This is a genomic window from Kribbella sp. NPDC051587 (assembly GCF_044453945.1).
In the GTDB taxonomy this organism is placed as follows: Bacteria; Actinomycetota; Actinomycetes; order Propionibacteriales; family Kribbellaceae; genus Kribbella.
On record NZ_JBITDE010000009.1, the window covers coordinates 13,398 to 32,812 of the forward strand.

General features: G+C 67.3%; 14 protein-coding genes. 6 read left to right on the top strand and 8 right to left on the bottom strand.

The genetic code is table 11. From position 1 onward, the window contains the following. Positions 1-1,207: 1,207 nt before the first annotated feature. The 6 genes from ACIA49_RS28040 to ACIA49_RS28065 form a co-directional block, all read right to left on the bottom strand. The gene (locus tag ACIA49_RS28040) at positions 1,208-2,488 is read right to left on the bottom strand and encodes a guanine deaminase (protein ID WP_396380332.1); all 1,281 of its coding nucleotides are present in this window, start codon (positions 2,486-2,488) and stop codon (positions 1,208-1,210) included. Next, positions 2,485-3,321 carry a xanthine dehydrogenase accessory protein XdhC gene (gene xdhC / locus ACIA49_RS28045; protein ID WP_396380333.1) on the bottom strand — a complete coding sequence of 279 codons (837 nt, stop codon included), beginning with the start codon at positions 3,319-3,321 and terminating at the stop codon, positions 2,485-2,487. The genes ACIA49_RS28040 and xdhC overlap by 4 nt, the downstream gene beginning before the upstream one ends. After that, positions 3,309-5,648: a xanthine dehydrogenase molybdopterin binding subunit gene (gene xdhB / locus ACIA49_RS28050; protein WP_396380334.1), complete on the bottom strand. Its 2,340-nt coding sequence runs from the start codon at positions 5,646-5,648 to the stop codon at positions 3,309-3,311. The genes xdhC and xdhB overlap by 13 nt, the downstream gene beginning before the upstream one ends. Continuing rightward, entirely contained in the window at positions 5,645-7,072 is a 1,428-nt protein-coding gene (locus tag ACIA49_RS28055; RefSeq protein WP_396380336.1) for a xanthine dehydrogenase small subunit, read from the bottom strand. The genes xdhB and ACIA49_RS28055 overlap by 4 nt, the downstream gene beginning before the upstream one ends. Further along, on the bottom strand, positions 7,069-8,982 hold the full coding sequence (uraD, locus tag ACIA49_RS28060) for a 2-oxo-4-hydroxy-4-carboxy-5-ureidoimidazoline decarboxylase (protein ID WP_396380338.1): 1,914 nt from the start codon (positions 8,980-8,982) through the stop codon (positions 7,069-7,071). The genes ACIA49_RS28055 and uraD overlap by 4 nt, the downstream gene beginning before the upstream one ends. Positions 8,983-9,103: 121 nt before the next feature. Then, the gene (locus tag ACIA49_RS28065; RefSeq protein WP_396380340.1) at positions 9,104-10,636 is read right to left on the bottom strand and encodes a PucR family transcriptional regulator; all 1,533 of its coding nucleotides are present in this window, start codon (positions 10,634-10,636) and stop codon (positions 9,104-9,106) included. A gap of 157 nt (positions 10,637-10,793) precedes the next feature. On the opposite strand from ACIA49_RS28065, the gene ACIA49_RS28070 reads away from it, so the two are divergent. From ACIA49_RS28070 to ACIA49_RS28095, 6 genes are read left to right on the top strand one after another with little or no spacing between them, the layout of a single operon-like run. After that, the gene (locus ACIA49_RS28070; RefSeq protein WP_396380341.1) at positions 10,794-11,615 is read left to right on the top strand and encodes a hydroxypyruvate isomerase family protein; all 822 of its coding nucleotides are present in this window, start codon (positions 10,794-10,796) and stop codon (positions 11,613-11,615) included. Between the two features lie 20 nt (positions 11,616-11,635). Continuing rightward, positions 11,636-12,511 carry a 2-hydroxy-3-oxopropionate reductase gene (locus ACIA49_RS28075; RefSeq protein WP_396380342.1) on the top strand — a complete coding sequence of 292 codons (876 nt, stop codon included), beginning with the start codon at positions 11,636-11,638 and terminating at the stop codon, positions 12,509-12,511. Then, positions 12,511-14,286, top strand: a complete 1,776-nt coding sequence (gene gcl, locus ACIA49_RS28080) for a glyoxylate carboligase (protein WP_396380343.1) — start codon at positions 12,511-12,513, stop codon at positions 14,284-14,286. Before ACIA49_RS28075 ends, gcl begins: the two co-directional genes overlap by 1 nt. Next, positions 14,286-15,365 carry a glycerate kinase gene (locus ACIA49_RS28085; protein WP_396380345.1) on the top strand — a complete coding sequence of 360 codons (1,080 nt, stop codon included), beginning with the start codon at positions 14,286-14,288 and terminating at the stop codon, positions 15,363-15,365. The genes gcl and ACIA49_RS28085 overlap by 1 nt, the downstream gene beginning before the upstream one ends. After that, entirely contained in the window at positions 15,362-16,687 is a 1,326-nt protein-coding gene (gene allB, locus ACIA49_RS28090) for an allantoinase AllB (protein ID WP_396380346.1), read from the top strand. Before ACIA49_RS28085 ends, allB begins: the two co-directional genes overlap by 4 nt. Then, positions 16,684-17,499, top strand: a complete 816-nt coding sequence (locus ACIA49_RS28095) for a bifunctional allantoicase/(S)-ureidoglycine aminohydrolase (RefSeq protein WP_396380347.1) — start codon at positions 16,684-16,686, stop codon at positions 17,497-17,499. Before allB ends, ACIA49_RS28095 begins: the two co-directional genes overlap by 4 nt. Positions 17,500-17,759: 260 nt before the next feature. On the opposite strand, the gene ACIA49_RS28100 is transcribed toward ACIA49_RS28095, so the two are convergent. Together ACIA49_RS28100 and ACIA49_RS28105 are read right to left on the bottom strand one after the other, a co-directional pair. Further along, a complete protein-coding gene (locus tag ACIA49_RS28100) occupies positions 17,760-18,653 on the bottom strand; it encodes an alpha/beta fold hydrolase (RefSeq protein ID WP_396380349.1) in 894 nt (297 codons plus the stop codon). A 27-nt stretch (positions 18,654-18,680) separates the two neighbouring features. Further along, complete coding sequence (locus ACIA49_RS28105; RefSeq protein WP_396380351.1) at positions 18,681-19,394, bottom strand: VOC family protein; 714 nt, start codon at positions 19,392-19,394, stop codon at positions 18,681-18,683. Positions 19,395-19,415 lie beyond the last annotated feature (21 nt).

The window sequence follows — 19,415 nt, forward strand, 5'->3', positions numbered from 1 at the left end:
GGCGCCCCGTTCCGTCCCAGCGCCCCGGCGGCGGCCTCGCGGACCGCCCCACTGTCCAACCTCCCGTGGTGCTGCTAACCCACGCTTAGCGCTCCTAGCCCGAGGCCCGGCTCGAGGGGTTAGTGAGTGGCGCACGTCCGCCTAGCCGATCCCGCCTCGGCTGCGGGCACACCGGTCCGTCCCCGCACCCCGGCTCCCTCAGCACCTCCGGCGACCTCGGCATCTCGGACACCCCGGTACCACGGCCACACCAGCACGCTGTTGCCCCGACCCGCCGGACATTCCGGCGACTGCCGTCACGATCGCTCGCCGCATTCGCCGCGACTGGGTCCACCGTGCGCCGCGACTGGGTTCACCGTGTGGCGTGGGTGAGTTCACTGTGCGGCGCGAGTGAAGCTGGCGTGCGAGTGTGGGGAGTGGGGTGTTGAGTGGGGTGAGTGTGTTGCTAGTAAGGGGTTTCTGGCGACACGGTCCTTCCACTCGGCGTGGTTGGGTGGGGTTCCGCGAGTGGCGCTACCGTGTGGCGTGGGTGGGTTCACCGTGTGGCGCGAGTGGGTTCACCGTGCGGCGCGAGTGGGTTCACTGTGCGGCGCGAGTGAAGCTGGCGTGCGAGTGTGGGGAGTGGGGTGAGCGTGTTGCTGGTAAGGGGTTTCCGGCGACATGGTCCTTCCACTCGGCGTGGTTGGGTGGGGTTCCGCGAGTGGGTTCACCGGGCTGGGCGGCCGACCCGCGAGTGGGTTCACCGTGCTGGGCGACCGACCCACGAGTGGGTTCACCGTGCGGCGCGAGTGGGTTCACTGTGCGGCGCGAGTGAAGCTGGCGTGCGAGTGTGGGGAGTGGGGTGTTGAGTGGGGTGAGTGTGTTGCTGGTAAGGGGTTTCCGGCGACACGGTCCTTCCACTCGGTGTGGTTGGGTGGGGTTCCGCGAGTGGCGTCACCGTGTGGTGTGAGTGGGTTCACCGTGCTGGGCGACCGACCCGCGAGTGGGTTCACTGTGCTCCGCGAGTGAAGCTGGCGTGCGAGTGTGGGGAGTGGGGTGTTGAGTGGGGCGAGTGTGTTGCTGGTAAGGGGTTTCCGGCGACACGGTCGTCCCACTCGGTATGGATGGGGGGATTCTGCGAGTGGGTTCACTGGGCTGGGCGACCGACACGCGAGTGGGTTCAGCGTGTGCCGGGGAGGGGCGGCGGGTGGGGGTGGGGCGGGTTTGGTTAGGGGGTTAGGAGGGTGCCGTTGATCCAGACGGCTTGGACGTCGGTGGTGGTGCCTAGGGTGAAGATGCGGGCTACTACTTCGTCGTGGTCTTCGGCGTGGGCTATGCCTACGGCTAGGGGGGAGTCGGTGGCGGGGCGGATTAGTTGGGCGTCGAAGGCTTGGCCGGGGCTGAGGTGGCCTACTTCGGGGAGGTTGAGGGCTTCGGCGCCGGCGGTGGTGGAGAGGTAGAGGAGGTGGGCGGCGGTGAGGGGGCGGCCTTGGTCGCCGAGTAGTTGCTGGCAGAAGTAGGCCTGCAGACCCTCCTTGAGCAGCGAGAAGCCGGCGCCGGCTCCGACGTCTGAGCCGAGGGCTACGCGGACGCCGTGTTGGAGGTGACGGTGTAGGGGGAACAGGCCGCTGCCGAGGGCTGCGTTGCTGGTTGGGCAGTGGGCGACGGATGCGCCGCTGACGCCGAGGAGTTTGAGCTCGACGTCGGTGGGGTGCACGTTGTGGGCCAGCACGGTACGGCGGTCGACCAGCCCATGCCGGTCGTACGTCGTCACGTAGTCACTGCCCCCGAACAGATCGGCGACCGTCACGATCTCGGCCTCGTTCTCGTTCACGTGCGAGGTGAAGAGCGCACCCGGTACGGCGTCCATCAGCTCGCGACATGTGGCGAGCAGTTCATCGGTGCACGACAGCGAGAACCGCGGCGTCACGGCGTACCGGTTGCGACCAACCCCGTGCCACCGATTGGCCAGCGCAAGCGACTCGGCGTACGCCCGGACCGGCGTGGTGAGCAGATCAGGCCGCAGCAACCGATCGCTCAGCACCAACCCACTGGTGATCCGCAGCCCAACCTCCGACGCCGCACCAAACAGCGCGTCCATCGCGTCGGCGTAGTGCGCGCCGAACACCAGCGCAGACGTCGTACCGGCTGCAGCCAGCCCGCGCACGAACTCGCGAGCAACCCCGGCCGCATAAGTGGCGTCAGCCATTCGGGCTTCCTCGGGGAGCGCGTACTTGTCCAGCCACTCGAGCAGCGGCAGGCCCAGCCCACCAACGGCGCGGATCTGCGGGAAGTGCACGTGTGAGTCAACGAACCCAGGCAGCACGATGCCGCCGGTCAGGTCGACCACCGGCTCGGCCGGGTGGGCGCGGCGGATCTCCAGGAAGGGGCCGCGGGCAACAATCACACCGTCCTCGACCAGCAGTCCCGCGTCGGTGTCGACCCGGAGTTCGGCACCGGTGAACGGGTTCTGCGGGGTGTCGATGAAGGTGCCACGGAAGATCGTCATGCATTCGCCTCACGATGAGCCGGCGCAGGGCGACGCTCGGCGATGAACAGTTCGAGCAGCCAGGCAGCGACGCTGACAGCGATCACGGCCGGCTCCTTGCCGGTGACGGAGGGAACTCCGATCGGGGTGGTGATCCGCGCGATCGACTCGGCGGAGTTGCCGTCCTCGGCGAGTTTGCGCCGGAAGCGGGCCCACTTGGCGCGGGAGCCGATCAGGCCGATCGTCGCCAGGTGTTCGTTGCGGATCGCGGCGTCACACAGCGCCGCGTCCTCAGCATGGTCGTGCGTCATGATCACGGTATGCGTACCCGGCGGCAGTTCGCCGACGACCAACTCGGGCAGCACAGGCACGTTGTGCACGTGGACAGAAGCGACCGAATCGTCCAGCACAGCCAGCCGGTCCGCGGTCAGCTGCTCCGGTCGAGAGTCGATGAGGTGCAGCTCGATGTCGTGCCGCGCGAGGATTCGCGCCAGCTCCAGGCCCACGTGCCCGACGCCGAAGATCGCCACGGACGGCACGATCGGCAACGGTTCGAGCAGCATGGTCACCTCACCTCCACAACACTGAACTCCATGCCGGTACGGCGCTTTGTCCGACAACGCCGTCGTGATCAACTCCGGCTCTCGCACGTCGGCGGTGATCATTTCGCGCGCCCGCTCGATCGCCAGCGCCTCAAGGTTCCCGCCGCCGACCGTCGCCCAGACGTTGTCCAGGGCAACGACCATCTTCGCGCCGGCCTCGCGAGGCGCATGCCCGCGGACCGCGGTCACCGTGACGAGCACTCCGGCGCGACGCCCGGCCCGCAACTTCTGGATCGCCTTCACCCACTCCACGAGACACCTCCCCGCGCCCGATCCAGCGCCCAATAGACGGCCTCGGGTGTCGCAGGCGACGGCAGATCAACACTCACCCCAGCGGGACCGAAGGCTGCGGCCGCGTGCCGCAGCGCCTCGCGAACCGAGAAGGCCAACATCAACGGCGGCTCACCAACAGCCTTGGAACCGTAGACGGCACCGTCCTCATGCGCCTTCTCCAGCAACCGGACGTTGAATACCTCCGGCATCTCCGACAAGCTCGGCAGCTTGTAGGTGCTCGCAGCCTGCGTCGCCAGCCGCCCACGCTTCTCGCCTGTGCTCTCGTCCCACCGCAGATCCTCGAGCGTCAGCCAGCCGGCGCCCTGGACGAACCCACCTTCGATCTGTCCGATGTCGATCAACGGACTCAGGCTGTCGCCGACGTCGTGCACGATGTCGACCCGGCGCAGCCGGTACGAACCGGTGAACCCGTCCACCTCGACCTCAGAGGCAGCAACGCCGTACGCGAAGTATTTGAACGGCTCCCCACGCATCGCATTCGCATCCCAGTGCAGACCCTCGGTCCGATAGAACCCGGCGGCCCACAGCTGAACGCGTTGCATATAGGCGGAAGCGACCAGCTCCTCCCACGGCAGACCGTCACCAGACAGCCCCCGTACGACGCCGTCCGCGAACCGCACGTCCGACGGGCTGATGCCGAGTCGCCCGCCGGCGACCTGTGCCAGCCGCTCGCGGATCTGTTCGCACGCGTTCTTCACCGCGGCACCATTCAGATCCGCACCGGCCGACGCCGCGGTCGCGGAGGTGTTCGGCACCTTGTCGGTCCGCGTCGGGGCGAGACGCACCCGGGAGAGCGGCAGGCCGAGCGCGGTCGCGGCGACCTGCATCATCTTGGTGTGCAAACCTTGACCCATCTCGGTGCCACCGTGATTGATCAATACTGATCCATCTTTGTACACATGAACCAATGCGCCGGCTTGATTGAACGCCGTCAGGTTGAACGAGATCCCGAACTTGACCGGTGTCATCGCCAGTCCACGCTTCACGTGCTCATGCGACGCGTTGAACGCGGCGATGTCCGCCTGCCGAGCGGCGATCTCGCCACCGGTCAGCACCTGACTCCAGCAGGACTCCAACCTGTCCGCATGCCGCACCGGCTGCGCGTACGGCGTCGAATCGCCGGGCTGGTAGAAATTCCGCCGCCGAAGCTCCAAAGCGTCGTACGGGAGGAGGGGTGCGCAGCGGCCGAGAATGTCCTCGATCACGAGCATCCCCTGCGGGCCGCCGAAGCCGCGGAAGGCGGTCTGCGAGGTCTTGTTCGTCTTCGCGATCTGCCCGTCGACCCGCACGTGCGGGATCTCGTAGGCGTTGTCGATGTGGCACATCGCGCGCGCCAGTACAGGTTCAGACAGGTCCAGGCTCCACCCGCCATCGGCAGTCAGCGTCGCATCCAGCGCGACCAGCCGACCGTCCTCGTCGAATCCGACCGTCCACGCGCTGTGGAACCCGTGCCGCTTGCCCGACATGGTCATGTCCTGCGTCCGGTTCAATCGCAACCGCACCGGCCGGCCGGTCAGCGTCGCGCCCAGCGCCGCGATCGCGGCGAACCCGTGCGGCTGCATCTCCTTACCACCGAACCCGCCGCCCATCCGCAGGCACTGCACAGTTACCGAGTGGCTGGCCAGCCCGAGCACGTGCGCGACGATCTCCTGCGTCTCGGACGGGTGCTGCGTACTCGACTGCACAAAGATCTGCCCGTACTCGTCGACCAGAGCCAGCGCAGCATGCGTTTCCAGATAGAAATGCTCTTGCCCCGCGAACTCGAATTCGCCCGTGAAAACATGTGCAGCCCCAGCCAACGCGGCCGACACATCGCCGCGCTCCAGGTGCCGCCCGATGCCCTGGAAACTCCCGGCCTCGATCGCCTCGCGCACCGACACCAACGACGGCAGCGGCTCGTACTCGACCTCCACCGCCAACGAACCCAGCCGCGCCGCCTCCAGCGTTTCCGCCAGCACCCAGCAGATCGCATGCCCGTTGAACATGACCTCGCTCGGGAACAGCGGCTCGTCATGCTTCACGCCCGCGTCGTTCACCCCCGGTACGTCGTCCGCCGTCAACACGCGCACGACACCCGGTACGTCGTACGCCGGCTTCACTCGCAGCGCCGTGATCCGCGCGTGCGCGTGTGGCGACTGCACCGGCCAAGCGTGCAGTACGTCACGAGTCCGCTGCACCAGATCGTCTGTATATAAGGCGTTCCCGGTCACATGCAGCGCGGCACTCTCATGCGGCATCGGTACGCCGACAACCGCGCTAGCCGGCCTTTCCGACAACAGGCTCATGCCGTGGCCTCCTGATCAGAGAAGTAGAACCGCAGCAGCGACTGCCCGAGCATCGCCGACCGGTACGACGAACTCGCCCGGTGATCGTCCATCGGCGTACCCTCGGCCGCCATCACCGCGGCCGCCCGCCGGACCGTCTCCCCGGTCCACGGCTTCCCGATCAGTTCCGCCTCGGTCGACCGCGCCCGCAACGGCGTCGCCGCGACCCCGCCGAGCCCGATCCGTGCTTCCCGAACGATGCCGTCGGCAACGTCGACGGCGTACCCGATCGCAACACTGGAGATGTCGTCGAACCGGCGCTTCGCGATCTTGTGGAACGCGGTCATCGGTGCCAACGGCAACGGAATCACGATCGTCTTGATCAGCTCATCAGCCGCCTTCACGGTCTGCCGGTAGCCGGTGAAGTAGTCAGCCAGCGGTACGACGCGGTCGCCCCGAGTGGATGCGAGCACCAGGGACGCATCCAGCGCGAGCAGTGCGGGCGGCGTGTCACCGATCGGTGAGCCGGTACCGAGGTTCCCGCCGATCGTTGCCCCGTTACGGATCAGCCGCGACGCGAACTGTGGGAACAGCTGATCAAGCAACGGCACCCGGCCGGCCAGCCGCCGCTCGATCTCCGTCAGCGTCAACGCGGCACCCAGCCGAGCCTCATCAGAGCCAACGGAGAACTCCCGCAGCTCGGTCAGCCGATCGATGGCGATCACCAGCGGCGGACGCGAGCCGAAGATGTTCACCTGGACCCCGACATCGGTCGACCCGGCAACGATCTGAGCATCCTCCCGCTCGCTCAGCAGCTCCAAAGCAGCGTCAAGCGAGGCAGGGCGAACGAACTCACCCTCGCCACTCACCATCTCGGTCGCTGCAGGCGCAGGCGGGGGATTGCTGCAACGCGCTGCAAAAGCATCGTTCGGCCCGGGCTGACTCAGCGCGTAGGCGGCATCGCGGATCGGCCGATAGCCAGTACACCGGCAGAGATTGCCGCTCAGCGAGTGCAGGTCGAACCCATTCGGACCGTGCTCGTGATCATCGGCGCCGGCCGCACGGCCAGGCCGGTAGTACTCGGCAGCCATGCTGCACACGAAGCCCGGCGTACAGAAACCGCATTGTGAACCACCGCGAACCGCCATCTCCTCCTGCACCGGATGCAGCGCGGCAGGCGTCCCGAGACCTTCGGAGGTGACGACCTCCTGACCATCCAGACCGGCGATCGGCAGCAGGCACGCGTTCACCGCGATCCACTCGGTCGGAGCATCGGTGCCAGGCCGTGCGACCAGTACCGAGCACGCGCCACACTCGCCTTCGGCACAGCCCTCCTTCGCGCCGGTCAGGCCGCGGTCGCGCAACCAGTCCAGTACGGAGGTGTGGACCGGTACGGCGCCAATGGCGGTCGACTCGCCATTGACCTTCAGAGTGGGTGTGGTCATCGGTTGCTGCTCCAACGGGATCGGGCACTGTGAATCGGGTTGGCATCGGAGACGTAGTCGTCGAACCGGTAGCCGGCGATCTTCGCGATCTCGAGCAGCGCGGCGGCGTGCTCCTGGTTCTCGCAGTTGCCGAGGCGCTCGCGACCCTGCTCGAGGATGCGGGCGTACGACTCGGCGTCGCGGACGCTGATCACGAGCGGGAAGCCGAACCGGTCGCGGTAGGCGCCGGTGATCGAGGCGAGCTCGTCCTGATCCGGGCCGGCCAGGAAGGTCAGTCCCTTGTCGGACTGGTCGCGCAGCGAGGCGGGACCGCTCAGACCATCGGCGACGAACTGCGAACCGAGCTGCGGGTAGGCCTCGATCAGCGCGCGTTGTTCATCACGCGAACCGGAGAACAGCGCCTCCTGGAACGACCGCCGCAGCGCGTGAGTATCGGCGTACGGGCGTAGTTCCCAGGCTCGTTCGACCGCCCAGCGCGGTCCCTGGAACAGGTCGCCGAACGTGTCGACGAACTCCGCACGGGTCATCTTGTTAACCTGGTCGAGGCGGATCGAGTCGCCCGGCTGCCCGGCCACGGCGGGCCCGAAGTCCTTGCCTACATGGTGAAACAGGATGTTCAGGAAGATCGCGGTCAGGCTGCCGAGGGTGATGCCGCTGCCGAAGATGATCTCGGCCCAGTCGGGTACCGCCTGGGCGACCTGCGGTTGCGCGGTCACATACATGGCCAGGCCCACACTGGTGGCAACGATGACGACGTTGCGGTGGTCGTTGAAGTCGACCTTGGTCAGGGTCTGGAAGCCGACCACGGCCACGGTTGCGAACATCGCCAGCGCCGCGCCACCGAGCACAGGATGCGGAATGCCGGACACGATGGCGCCGGCTTTCGGCAGCAGGCCGAGCAGGATCATGATCCCGCCGGCCGCGGCGACCACCCAGCGGCTGCGGATCCGGGTCAGCCGGACCAGGCCGACGTTCTCGGCGAAGCAGGTGTAGGGGAACGAGTTGAAGATGCCGCCGATCGTGGTGGCCAGGCCGTCGGCCCGGAGTGCCTTGGCGATGTCCTCCTTGCCGATCCGCTTCTCGACGATCTCACCGGTTGCGAAGACGTCACCGGTGGTCTCGACCGCGGTGATCAGCATGACCACGACCATCGAGATGATCGCCGCCAGCGAGAACTTCGGCCAGCCGAAGTAGAAGGGCTGTGTCACCCCGACCCATGCTGCGTCGCCGACGGCACCGAAGTGCGCGTCCCCGAAGGCCCAGGCCACGAGGGTCCCGACGACCAGGCCGGCCAGTACGGCGATGGTCGCCATGAAGCCCTTGAAGACGCGCTGGATGAGGACGATCAGCGCGAGCGTGCCGAGCGCGTACGCCATGTTCTTGCCGCTCATCGGCGCCGCGGTGGGACCCGCGCCGCCGACCGCGTCCCCGGCTGCGACCGGTAGCAGCGCCAGTCCGATGATCGTGATCACCGAGCCGGTCACGACAGGTGGGAAGAAGCGGATCAGCCGGCTGAAGAACGGCGCGATGAAGAACGTTGCCAGACCTGCGACCAGTACGGCGCCGTAGATCACCAGCAGGCCGTTGGTACCGCCGCCCGCGGCCAGCCCGATCGCGATCATCGGGGAGACGGCCGTGAACGTCACCCCCTGCAGCAGCGGCAGCTTGACGCCGACCTTCCAGAAGCCGACCGACTGGATGATCGAGGCGATCCCGCAGGTGAAGAGGTCGGCGTTGATCAGGTGGATCAGCTGCTCGGTGCTCAGCCCGATCGACCCGGCCAGCAGGATCGGCACGATCACCGCTCCGGCGTAGAACGCGAGCACGTGCTGAGCGCCGTACACGGCGAGCTTGCCGGGGGGCAGCACCTGGTCGACAGGGTGGCGGCTGCTGGTACGGGCTGCCTTCATCGGACATCGCTCCTCAGGTTTGACCTGCACGCCAGCATTGACCCGGAGCGACCCGGATTGCACCCGAGGAACCTCCGAAGATGAACTGGCGGCGACCCCCGCTCTTTGGAGGATCCACCAATCAGAGTGATTTCAGGGCGAGAAACACGTCAACCCGGTTCTCGAGGGTCGACAGATCGCGATCAGTCAGTTGCTCGACGCGTTCGATGCGGTAGCGAACCGTGTTGACATGCAGGTGCAGGAGGTCCGCCGTACGGGTCCAGGAACCGTCGCAGCCGAGGAAGGCCTGCAGGGTGTCGAGCAGGCCGGCGTTGGTACGGCGGTCCTGTTCGAGGACCGGGCCGAGGACACGCTGGGTGTAGGTACGGCGGACGTCGTCCGGCAGCGTGGAGAGCAGGAGGACGTGGGAGGCGACCTCGTCGGAGGTGACGACCGAGACCGGGGCGCGGCTGCCCGCGGCGGCGCGCTGCGCGAAGCGGGCCTCCTCGAGGCCGCCGGCGAGCGCGTCGACCGAGGTTTCCCCGCTCACGCCGACTGCGAGCCGGGCTCTGTGCAGGCCGGGGGCCAACCGTCCGAAGGCTCGGCGGAGTTGTTCGGCGAGGCCGGGTGCTGCTGGTAGAAAGCCGACCAGCAGACCGTCGCGGGCGGTCGCGACCACGGCTGGTCCGACGGTCAGGGCGACGTCCTCGAACAGGCCGAGGGCGATCTCGCTCGGACCGTCGTCGCGCAGGTCGCCGACCGCGACGACGAGCGGCCGACCCGAGTACGCGCCGGCCTGCCGGAGCCGCGTCGCGAACTCCGTGTGCGGTGCGCCCGACTCGACCAGGGCCAGCGCGTCCGCCACGAGAGGCCTGAGGGCGCGCCGCCCCTCGTCCCGTCTGGCCCGATCCAGGGCGCCGATCGCGCAGAGTTCGTGCACTGCTTCGACATGATCGCGCGACCAGGTCGTGTAGTCGCCGTCGATCACCAGCACCCACGCGGTCAGCCGGTTGCCGAGCCCAGAACCGACGGGGAACAGGCTGTACGCCGTCTCGCCGGCGGTGGCCACCGCCGGCGTCCGGTCGGCGGTCAGGAACCGATGGGTGATCACGTCGAGGACGTCGTCGGGAAGCTCGCCAGGGCCCGGTACGACGTGCCGGCCGGTCGGGGTGAGGACCCGGCAGTCGTGGCCGATCTCGGAGGAGATCCGGGCCGCGAGCTCGTCCAGGCTGCGGCCAGCGGCGATCGATGACAGCAGTTGCCGCTGGCGGACCAGGCTCGCGGACAGACGGGCCCCGGTCTCGGCCGAGCCGGCGGCTGCGACGTACTCGGTGACGTCGGCGAAGGCGATCTCGATCGGTACCTCGATCAGGGTGACTTCGTGCCGCTGACAGGCGTCGAGGAGATCGGCCGGTACGTCGCCCAGTTGGGCTCGGCCGGCCAGGATCGTGGTGGCTCCGCGGGCTGCCATCGAGGCGACGAACAGCTCGCTGTCGAGTGGTCGGCGGCGCCAGACGAGGCCGGTCAGGACCACCTCGCCACCGCTCAGATAGCGGCCGGGGTCGAGCAGATCGGTCGTCACCAGTCGGCCGATCGGGCGGTCGAGTGCACCGCCCGCGGCGTGGACCAGGCGCAGCCCGAGTTCGGGTGCATCCAGCAACTCCGACAGCAGCACGCCGTACCTCCGATGGTTGTGCGTCTTCGGGCTTGTAGCTCTGCCTTTAGAGGAACGTACAACGCGCACGTGCGTACGGGGGAGGCCGGCCGGCACCTTGACGGCCGGTCGGTGCCGAACTTATGGTCATTTCGCAGACCAGAATTAGAATTCCACAATGCGGAAGTTGGCGAGTATGGCTCATCAATTGCGCCACACGGTGAACTGTTCGTTGCTCTTCACCGAGCTGCCCCTGCTGGAGCGGCCGGCGGCGGCCCGGCGGGCCGGGTTCGGGGCGGTCGAGTTCTGGTGGCCGTTCGTCGAGGCGGTGCCGCCGGATCGGCAGGTCGACGCGTTCGTCACGGCGATCACGGATGCGGGTGTGCAGCTGACCGGGCTGAACTTCTTCGCCGGTGACATGCCGGGTGGGGATCGCGGGCTGGTGTCCTGGCCGAAGCGTTCCGGTGAGTTCCGCGACAACGTCGAGGTGACGGTCGGGATCGGGGAGCGGCTCGGTACGCAGGGGTTCAACGCGCTCTACGGCAACCGCCTCGAGGATGTGTCGGCCGCTTCGCAGGACGAGGTCGCGGTCGAGAATCTCGCTTTCGCGGCCCGTGCTGCCCAACGGATTGGTGCGACCGTGCTGGTCGAGCCGGTCAGTGGAGCTCCCCGCTACCCGCTGCTGACGGCTGGTGATGCGTTGGCGGTGATCGATCGGGTCGATGAACCGGGTATTGGTTTGCTGGCAGACCTTTACCACCTAGCGGTCAACGGGGATGAGGTCGAGCGCGTGATCGCCGAGCACACGGCTCGGATCGCGCACGTACAGATCGCGGATGCGCCGGGGCGGGGCGAGCCCGGATCCGGAACCTTGCCGCTCGATCAGCAACTGACCGCCCTGGAGGCCCAGGGGTACGCCGGTTGGGTCGGGCTCGAGTACAAGCCGTCGACCAGCACGGACGAGTGCTTCGGCTGGCTCCCGTTTGAACGCCGTCGCTGACTTTGCTTCGAGGAGATGACATGACGAATATTGCCTTTATCGGTCTCGGGATCATGGGTAACCCGATGGCTGTCCACCTCGCGAACGCCGGTCACGCTGTGGCCGGTCTCGATCGCAGCCCTGACCGAGCCGCGGAGTTGGTCGCGGCGGGCGGCCGAGCTGCCTCGTCGATCGACGACGTGCTGAAGGGCGCCGACGTGGTCTGCGTGATGGTGCCGGACTCGCCGGATGTCCAGGAGGTGCTCGACGAGGTCTTCCAGCTGGCCGAGACCGGCACGCTGATCATCGACTTCTCCAGCATCCGCCCCGACATCACGCAGCAGCTCGCGTCCCAGGCTCGTGCGCTGGGCTTTCGGTTGCTCGATGCACCCGTTTCCGGCGGCGAGGCCGGCGCGAAGAACGCCGTACTGTCGATCATGGTCGGTGGGTCGGCTGAGGACTTTGCCGATGCCAAGCCGCTGTTCGATGTGGTCGGCAAGACGGTTGTCCACGTGGGACCGAGCGGTTCGGGTCAGACGGTCAAGGCGGCCAACCAGCTGATCGTGGCCGCGAACATCCAGGCGGTCGCGGAGGCTCTGGTCTTCTTGGAGGCGTACGGCGTCGACACGGCCGCGGCGCTCGAAGTCCTCGGTGGTGGACTTGCTGGTTCGGCCGTTCTTCAGCAGAAGAAGGCGAACATGCTGTCGCGTTCTTTCGAGCCCGGGTTCCGGATCGACTTGCACCACAAGGACATGGGCATCGTCACCGCGGCGGCTCGGGAGGCGGGCGTCGTCGTACCGCTCGGGGCGTTGGTGGCGCAGCTCGTCGCGTCGGCGCGGGCCAACGGTGACGGTGGGCTCGACCACTCGTCGCTGCTGCGTGGCGTGGAGCGTCTGTCCGGAAAGGCTTCGAGCTGATGGCACGCATGCGAGCTGTTGACGCGGCGGTGCTGATCCTCGAGAAGGAGGGATCGACGCAGGCGTTCGGGTTGCCGGGCGCTGCGATCAATCCGTTCTACAGCGCGATGCGCGCGCACGGTGGCGTCAAGCATGTGCTGGCTCGCCATGTCGAGGCCGCGTCGCACATGGCTGAGGGATACACCCGGGCGCGGGCCGGCAACATCGGCGTCTGCATCGGTACGTCGGGACCGGCCGGGACCGACATGATCACCGGACTGTATTCCGCGTCGGCGGACTCGATCCCGATCCTGTGCATCACCGGTCAGGCACCGGTGGCCAAGCTGCACAAGGAGGACTTCCAGGCGGTCGACATCTCGTCGATCGCTGCGCCGGTCGCGAAGTGGGCGGTCACGGTGATGGAGGCCGCGCAGGTACCGGGAACGTTCCAGAAAGCCTTCCAGATCATGCGATCCGGGCGCCCTGGACCGGTGCTGGTCGACCTGCCACTCGACGTGCAGCTGGCCGAGATCGAGTTCGACATCTCCGCCTATGAACCGTTGCCGCTGGCGCGCCCGGCCGCGACTCGTTTGCAGGCTGAGAAGGTGTTGACGATGCTGGCCGGCGGCTCACATCCGCTGATCGTGGCGGGTGGCGGCGTCATCAATGCGGATGCGTCCGAGCTGCTGGTCGAATTCGCCGAGCTAACCGGGATTCCCGTCGTACCGACGTTGATGGCGTGGGGTGCGATTCCCGACGACCATCCGCTGAGTGCAGGGATGGTGGGACTGCAGACGTCGCACAGGTATGGAAACGCGACCATGCTCGCGTCAGACGTCGTACTGGGGATCGGCAACAGGTGGGCGAATCGGCACACAGGTGGATTGGACGTTTACACCTCTGGCCGGACCTTCATTCATGTGGATATCGAGCCGACGCAGATCGGGCGGGTGTTCGCGCCGACGCTGGGCATCGCGTCCGACGCTCGAGCCGCTCTTGAGGTCTTCGTCGAGGTTGCGCGCGAGTGGGCGGCCGACGGCCGGTTGCCTGACCGTACGGCGTGGGCCGCGGAGTGCCGGGAGCGTCGTACGACGATGCAACGGCGGACGCATTTCGACGCCGTACCGATCAAACCGCAGCGGGTCTACGAGGAGATGAACCGGGCGTTCGGTCCGGACACACGTTACGTAACAACGATCGGGCTGTCGCAGATCCAGGCCGCACAGATGCTGCACGTCTACCGACCGCGCCACTGGATCAACGCCGGCCAGGCCGGACCGCTCGGCTGGACCCTCCCGGCCGCGCTCGGCGTCGCGGTCGCGGAACCCGACAGCACCGTGGTCGCCCTCTCCGGCGACTACGACTTCCAGTTCCTGATCGAGGAGCTGGCGGTCGGTGCGCAGTTCAACATCCCGTACATCCACGTGGTGGTGAACAACTCGTACCTGGGGCTGATCCGGCAGGCGCAACGTGGGTTCGACATGGACTACTGCGTGCAGCTCTCGTTCGACAACATCAACAGCCCAGAGGTTCAGGGCTACGGTGTCGACCACTTGAAGGTCGCGGAAGGCCTTGGCTGTAAGGCGTTGCGGGTCGTCGAGCCGGACGGCATCCTGCCGGCGCTGGAGAAGGCCAAGAAGCTGATGGTCGAACACCAGGTGCCGGTCGTCGTCGAGGTCATCCTGGAACGCGTCACCAATGTGTCGATGGGCGTCGAGATCGACAACATCATCGAGTTCGAGGACCTGGCCATCGATCCGGCCGACGCGCCGACTGCCCTCGCTCTGCTCGACTGATGGTGCGGGTGGTCGTTGCGTCGGACAAGTTCAAGGGTTCGCTGACGAGCGCCCAGGTGGCCGCGGCTGTTGCTACCGGAGTACGGCGAGTGCACCCCGACGCGAGTGTGGTCGCCGTACCGGTGGCTGACGGTGGTGATGGGACGCTGGCCGCCGCTGTGGCGGCCGGCTACGCACTGGTGCCGATGGTCGCGTCTGGGCCGACTGGTGATGCTGTGCACTCGGGTTACGCGCGTCGCGGGGACACTGCGGTCGTGGAGCTCGCAGATGTCTGCGGACTGGTCAGACTGCCCGACGGGCTCGCCCCGATGACGGCGTCGTCGTTTGGCTGCGGTGAGATGATCGCCGCGGCCGTGGACGCCGGCTGTACCCGAGTGATCCTCGGCATCGGCGGCAGTGCGTCCACCGACGGAGGTATCGGCCTGGTCCAGGCGCTCACCGGTAGCGAGGCGCTCGACACCGCCGTACTGCGGGCTCGGCTGGATGGTGTGCAGCTAGTGGTCGCGTGCGACGTCGACAACCCGCTCACGGGACCACGGGGTGCGGCAGCCGTCTACGGGCCGCAGAAGGGCGCGTCACCTTCGCAGGTAGCCGCCCTGGACGCCAGACTCACCGAGTGGGCCGCCCGCGTCGCTGCGGCGACTGGACGGGACCTCCGCGACACTCCGGGCGCCGGAGCGGCCGGTGGGGTTGGTTTCGCCGCACTGGCCCTGCTGAGCGCAGAGCTGCGACCAGGGATCGACCTCATGCTGGAGCTGGTCGGATTCCGCGAGCAGCTCGCCGGTGCGGACCTGGTGATCACCGGTGAGGGCGCCCTGGATGAGCAGACCCTCCACGGGAAGGCGGTCGCCGGCGTGGCCGCCGCCTCCGTCGTACCGGTGGTTGCGGTGTGCGGAGTGAACAAGCTGCGCGCGGATCAACTGGCGGCGGCCGGCGTGCGGGCGGCGTACGCGCTCACTGACCTGGAGCCGGACGTGGCGCGGTGTATCGCGCAACCGGTTCCGCTGGTGGAGAAACTCGCCGAGCGGATCGCGATCGAGCACCTTACGATGGCGGAAACCGGGGAGGTTGGCGCGTGACTGGATTGGATCTGGTGGTCCGGGCTCAACGAGTGGTCCGAGCCACCGGCGAGCAGGCCGGTGCGATCGGGATCCGCGAGGGCCGGATCGTCGCCGTCGCCCCGTACGACGCAGCACTCGCAGCCGCCCTTGAGGTTCGACTCGCGGATGACGAAGTGCTCCTGCCCGGCCTCGTCGACTCACACGTCCACGTCAACGACCCCGGCCGGACGGCGTGGGAGGGGTTCACCTCCGCGACCCGAGCCGCGGCCGCGGGTGGCGTGACCACGATCATCGATATGCCGCTCAACAGCCTTCCGCCGACTTGCGACGTACCGGCGCTGACGTTGAAGCGGGAGACCGCAGCACCTCAGGCGGCCGTCGACGTCGGCTTCTGGGGCGGTGCGATCCCGGGCAATCTGACGGATCTTCGTCCGCTGCATGAGGCCGGGGTCTTCGGGTTCAAGTGCTTCCTGCTGCACTCGGGAGTCGATGAGTTCCCGCCCCTTGATTCTTCGCAGCTCGAAGCGGTCATGCGTGAGCTGAGTACCTTCGACGGGTTGTTGATCGTGCATGCGGAAGATGCCCACAGCATCGACCACGCTCCGCCGCCGCGCGGCGCGTCGTACCGGAACTTTTTGGAGTCACGGCCACGGTCGGCGGAGAACCAAGCTGTTGCCGACGTCATCGATCTTGCGCGGCGTACCGGCTGTCGTGTGCATATCCTGCATGTGTCCAGCGCCGAGGTGCTGCCGCTGATTGCGGCGGCGAAGGCGGACGGCGTACGGATCACTGCGGAGACTTGCCCGCACTACCTGACTTTTGCCGCCGAGGAGATCCCGGACGGCGCCACGCAGTACAAGTGTTGCCCGCCGATCCGTGAGTCTGTTAACCGCGACTTGCTGTGGGAGGGGCTGCGCGCCGGCACGATCGACCTGGTCGTCTCGGACCATTCGCCGTCGACTATCGATTTGAAGCACCTGGAGACCGGCGACTTCGGTACGGCGTGGGGCGGGATCGCGTCGCTCCAGTTGGGATTGCCCGCCGTCTGGACCGAGGCTCGCCAACGCGGCTTCACACTCGCGGACGTCGTCCGCTGGATGTCGCTCGCGCCCGCCGTACAGACCGGTCTTCGGGCCAAGGGGCGCATCGAGGTCGGCGCCGATGCCGACCTCTGCGTCTTCGCGCCCGACGAAACCTTCGTTGTCGATGCCCATGCTCTTGAACACAAGAACGCCATCACGCCGTACGACGGCCGCACCCTGTATGGCGTCGTCCGCCGAACGCTCATCCGTGGCGCGGGTCCTGTTGGCCGTCTGCTATCTCGAGGAGACCCCCGATGAACTACTACACCCCGACCGGCGGCCTGCCCGCGCAGACCGACCTCACCACGGATCGTGCAGTCTTCACCGAGGCGTACGCCGTCCTGCCCCGCGGCACCATGCGCGACATCGTCACCAGCCGCCTCCCCTTCTGGGACAACACCCGCCTCTGGGTCATCGCCCGTCCCCTGTCCGGCTTCGCCGAAACCTTCTCCCAGTACATCGTCGAGGTAGGCCCAGGCGGCGGCACCACCAAGCCCGACACCGATCCGAACGCCGAGGCCGTCCTCTTTGTTGTCAACGGCAACATCACGCTGACGATCGCTGGGTTTGAGCACTCCTTGGCTCCGGGCGGTTACGCGTACCTACCCCCGGGCGGAGATTGGGCGCTGCACAACTCTTCGGACGACCCCTGCACCTTCCACCTGATCCGCAAGGCCTACGCCCGCGTGGAAGGTATCGACGTACCGACTCCTTTCGTCACCAACGAAGCCGACGTCGAAGGCATCCCCATGCCCGGTACCAACGGCGCCTGGCAAACCCAGCGCTTCGCCGACCCCGACGACATCCGCCACGACATGCACGTCAACATCGTTACCTTCGAGCCCGGCGGCGTCATCCCGTTCCCCGAAACCCACGTCATGGAACACGGCCTCTACATCCTCGAAGGCAAAGCCGTCTACTTGTTGAACAAGGACTGGGTGGAAGTCCAAGCCGGCGACTTCCTCTGGCTCCGCTCCTTCTGCCCCCAAGCCTGCTACGCCGGCGGCCCCACCCGCTTCCGCTACCTCCTCTACAAAGACGTCAACCGCCACCCCAACCTCACCCTCTGACGACCCCCTAACGTCCGAAGGACGCGCTGGCGTAGTCAGCGTGTCTTCGGACGCTACGTCCCGCGCCACCCCGGCCGGGGCTGGGGGAGTTGTCGACCTTGAGCACGGTTCAACCACCTGCCGGCGTGGTGGGTGGTTGAGGAGTGCTCAAGGTGGAAGGTGGCGCGGACCTTGAGCACGGGTCAACCATTTGCGGGGTGCGAAGGTGGTTGGTGGGTGCTCAAGGTCGCGAGCGAGGGGGATGCGGTTGCTCGGCGGGGTTACGTGGTGCGGTTGAGGAGTTCGTCGAGGATCTCGGGTTCGCGGCGGTACGGTTCGAAGTGGCCGGCTTCGCCGAACTCGCGCAAAGTTGCGGTGGGCAACTTGTTGATCAGGCGCTGGGCGGCGGGGAAGGGGCAGTTGCGGTCGGCCGCGCCGTGCCACCAGGTGAGGCTGGTGGTGATGGCGGTGAGGTCGATGTCGCTCCAGGTACCGCCCATGGCGAGGGTTTCGTCCACCCAGCCGTCCATGCCTGGCGCGAAGGCGTTCTCGATCGCGGTGGTCTGGGCGCTGCGCCAGCGCGGGTCACTCATGATGGCGAGATCGGACGCCGGCGCGGTTTCCATCGCCTTGTCCAAACCGGACAGCGGGACTGACCGCATGGCCTCATACGGCTCGGTGAGAATCCGCCGTACGGCGTCCTCGTCGCCGGCGCGGGCAGCACGGAAGGCGGCTGCGTTGAGGGGGATCATCTGGTCATACTCGGAATCGTCTTCCAGCGGCGGGAAGCCGACCGTGATGGTGGCTGCGATGATCCGGTCGGGGTGATGCGCGGCGAACGCGAGTACGTGCGGACCGCCGCCACTGCCACCGGTCAGGTAGACGCGGTCGAGCTCGAGGTGATCCAGGATCGCGGCCAGGTCGTCGGAGTGCTCACGAAACCCGCGCCCGGCCAAGCGAGTGGACCTCCCGTAGCCGGGTCGCTCGGTCGTGATCACCTGCAGACCGCGCTCGGCCCAGGCGGTCCGATCGGCACGGATACTCCAGCGGGAGCCCGGCGTACCGGGTAGCCGCAGCAACGGCGTACCGGCTCCGATTCGGGTCCAGGCGACCACCCTGCCGTCGGGGCGGACCAGGTCCTCATCGAGTACGGCGTCATACAGGTCGTCAGTCACATCCGCGATCATGCCAACCGGCTGGGGTCAGTCTCGACCCTGCCACGTGGTGATGCAGACTTCGTTGCCCTCGAGGTCGGAGAGCACCCAGAAGGCGGGGGCACGCGTCGCGGACACGACCCGGCCGCCGGCTGCGAGCGCGGCCTCGAGGCGTCGGGGTGCCTCGTCATGCGGTACGCAGAGGTCGAAATGGATGCGGTTGCGCTGCGGACGCGGCTGATCCATCTGCTGGAACCAGATCGCCGGGCTCTGCCAGACGGGATCGATGATCGGATCCTTCGGTCCGTCGGCACCAGCCTCATCGGCGTAGCCCAGTACCGCCTTCCAGAACGGCCGAATCGCGGCAATTTCCAGAGCATCGATCGCGATCTCCAGCGTTTGGACCGCGGGCACGGTCAGCGCCCCGGTGGCGGCAGAGATCAGAAGCGCGAGTTCGACGTCCAAGGTGGTGACGGCCGCGTGTTCCACCGACTGCAGCGTGAAGACGACCCGATGGGGGCGAGCATCGACGGCAAGATGCTGATCGGCAGCGTCCCCGCAGATCGCGACAGCGTCCGCGGCCAACCCGATTGCGGCAGCCAGCGAATCGACCGGGACCGACGTCCGCAAACTGCCCAGCAAGAACCTCCACCCGGCATCCTCAACCGCTTCTGAAGCCTCCCGCGCACCCACCACCTGATTCATGTGACCATCCTGGCAGCCCGCTCCGACAATATTTGGCGTCAACTGGTACGACGGCATTCGAGATGCCGGCCCGAATCC

Excerpts from the sequence above, each read along its gene's own strand:
- ACIA49_RS28105 (WP_396380351.1), bottom strand. The coding sequence starts at position 19,394 with ATGCCGTCGTACCAGTTGACGCCAAATATTGTCGGAGCGGGCTGCCAG.
- ACIA49_RS28085 (WP_396380345.1), top strand. The coding sequence starts at position 14,286 with ATGGTGCGGGTGGTCGTTGCGTCGGACAAGTTCAAGGGTTCGCTGACG.
- ACIA49_RS28075 (WP_396380342.1), top strand. The coding sequence starts at position 11,636 with ATGACGAATATTGCCTTTATCGGTCTCGGGATCATGGGTAACCCGATG.
- ACIA49_RS28040 (WP_396380332.1), bottom strand. The coding sequence starts at position 2,488 with ATGACGATCTTCCGTGGCACCTTCATCGACACCCCGCAGAACCCGTTC.
- uraD (WP_396380338.1), bottom strand. The coding sequence starts at position 8,982 with ATGAAGGCAGCCCGTACCAGCAGCCGCCACCCTGTCGACCAGGTGCTG.
- ACIA49_RS28095 (WP_396380347.1), top strand. The coding sequence starts at position 16,684 with ATGAACTACTACACCCCGACCGGCGGCCTGCCCGCGCAGACCGACCTC.
- ACIA49_RS28055 (WP_396380336.1), bottom strand. The coding sequence starts at position 7,072 with ATGACCACACCCACTCTGAAGGTCAATGGCGAGTCGACCGCCATTGGC.
- xdhB (WP_396380334.1), bottom strand. The coding sequence starts at position 5,648 with ATGAGCCTGTTGTCGGAAAGGCCGGCTAGCGCGGTTGTCGGCGTACCG.
- ACIA49_RS28070 (WP_396380341.1), top strand. The coding sequence starts at position 10,794 with ATGCGGAAGTTGGCGAGTATGGCTCATCAATTGCGCCACACGGTGAAC.
- gcl (WP_396380343.1), top strand. The coding sequence starts at position 12,511 with ATGGCACGCATGCGAGCTGTTGACGCGGCGGTGCTGATCCTCGAGAAG.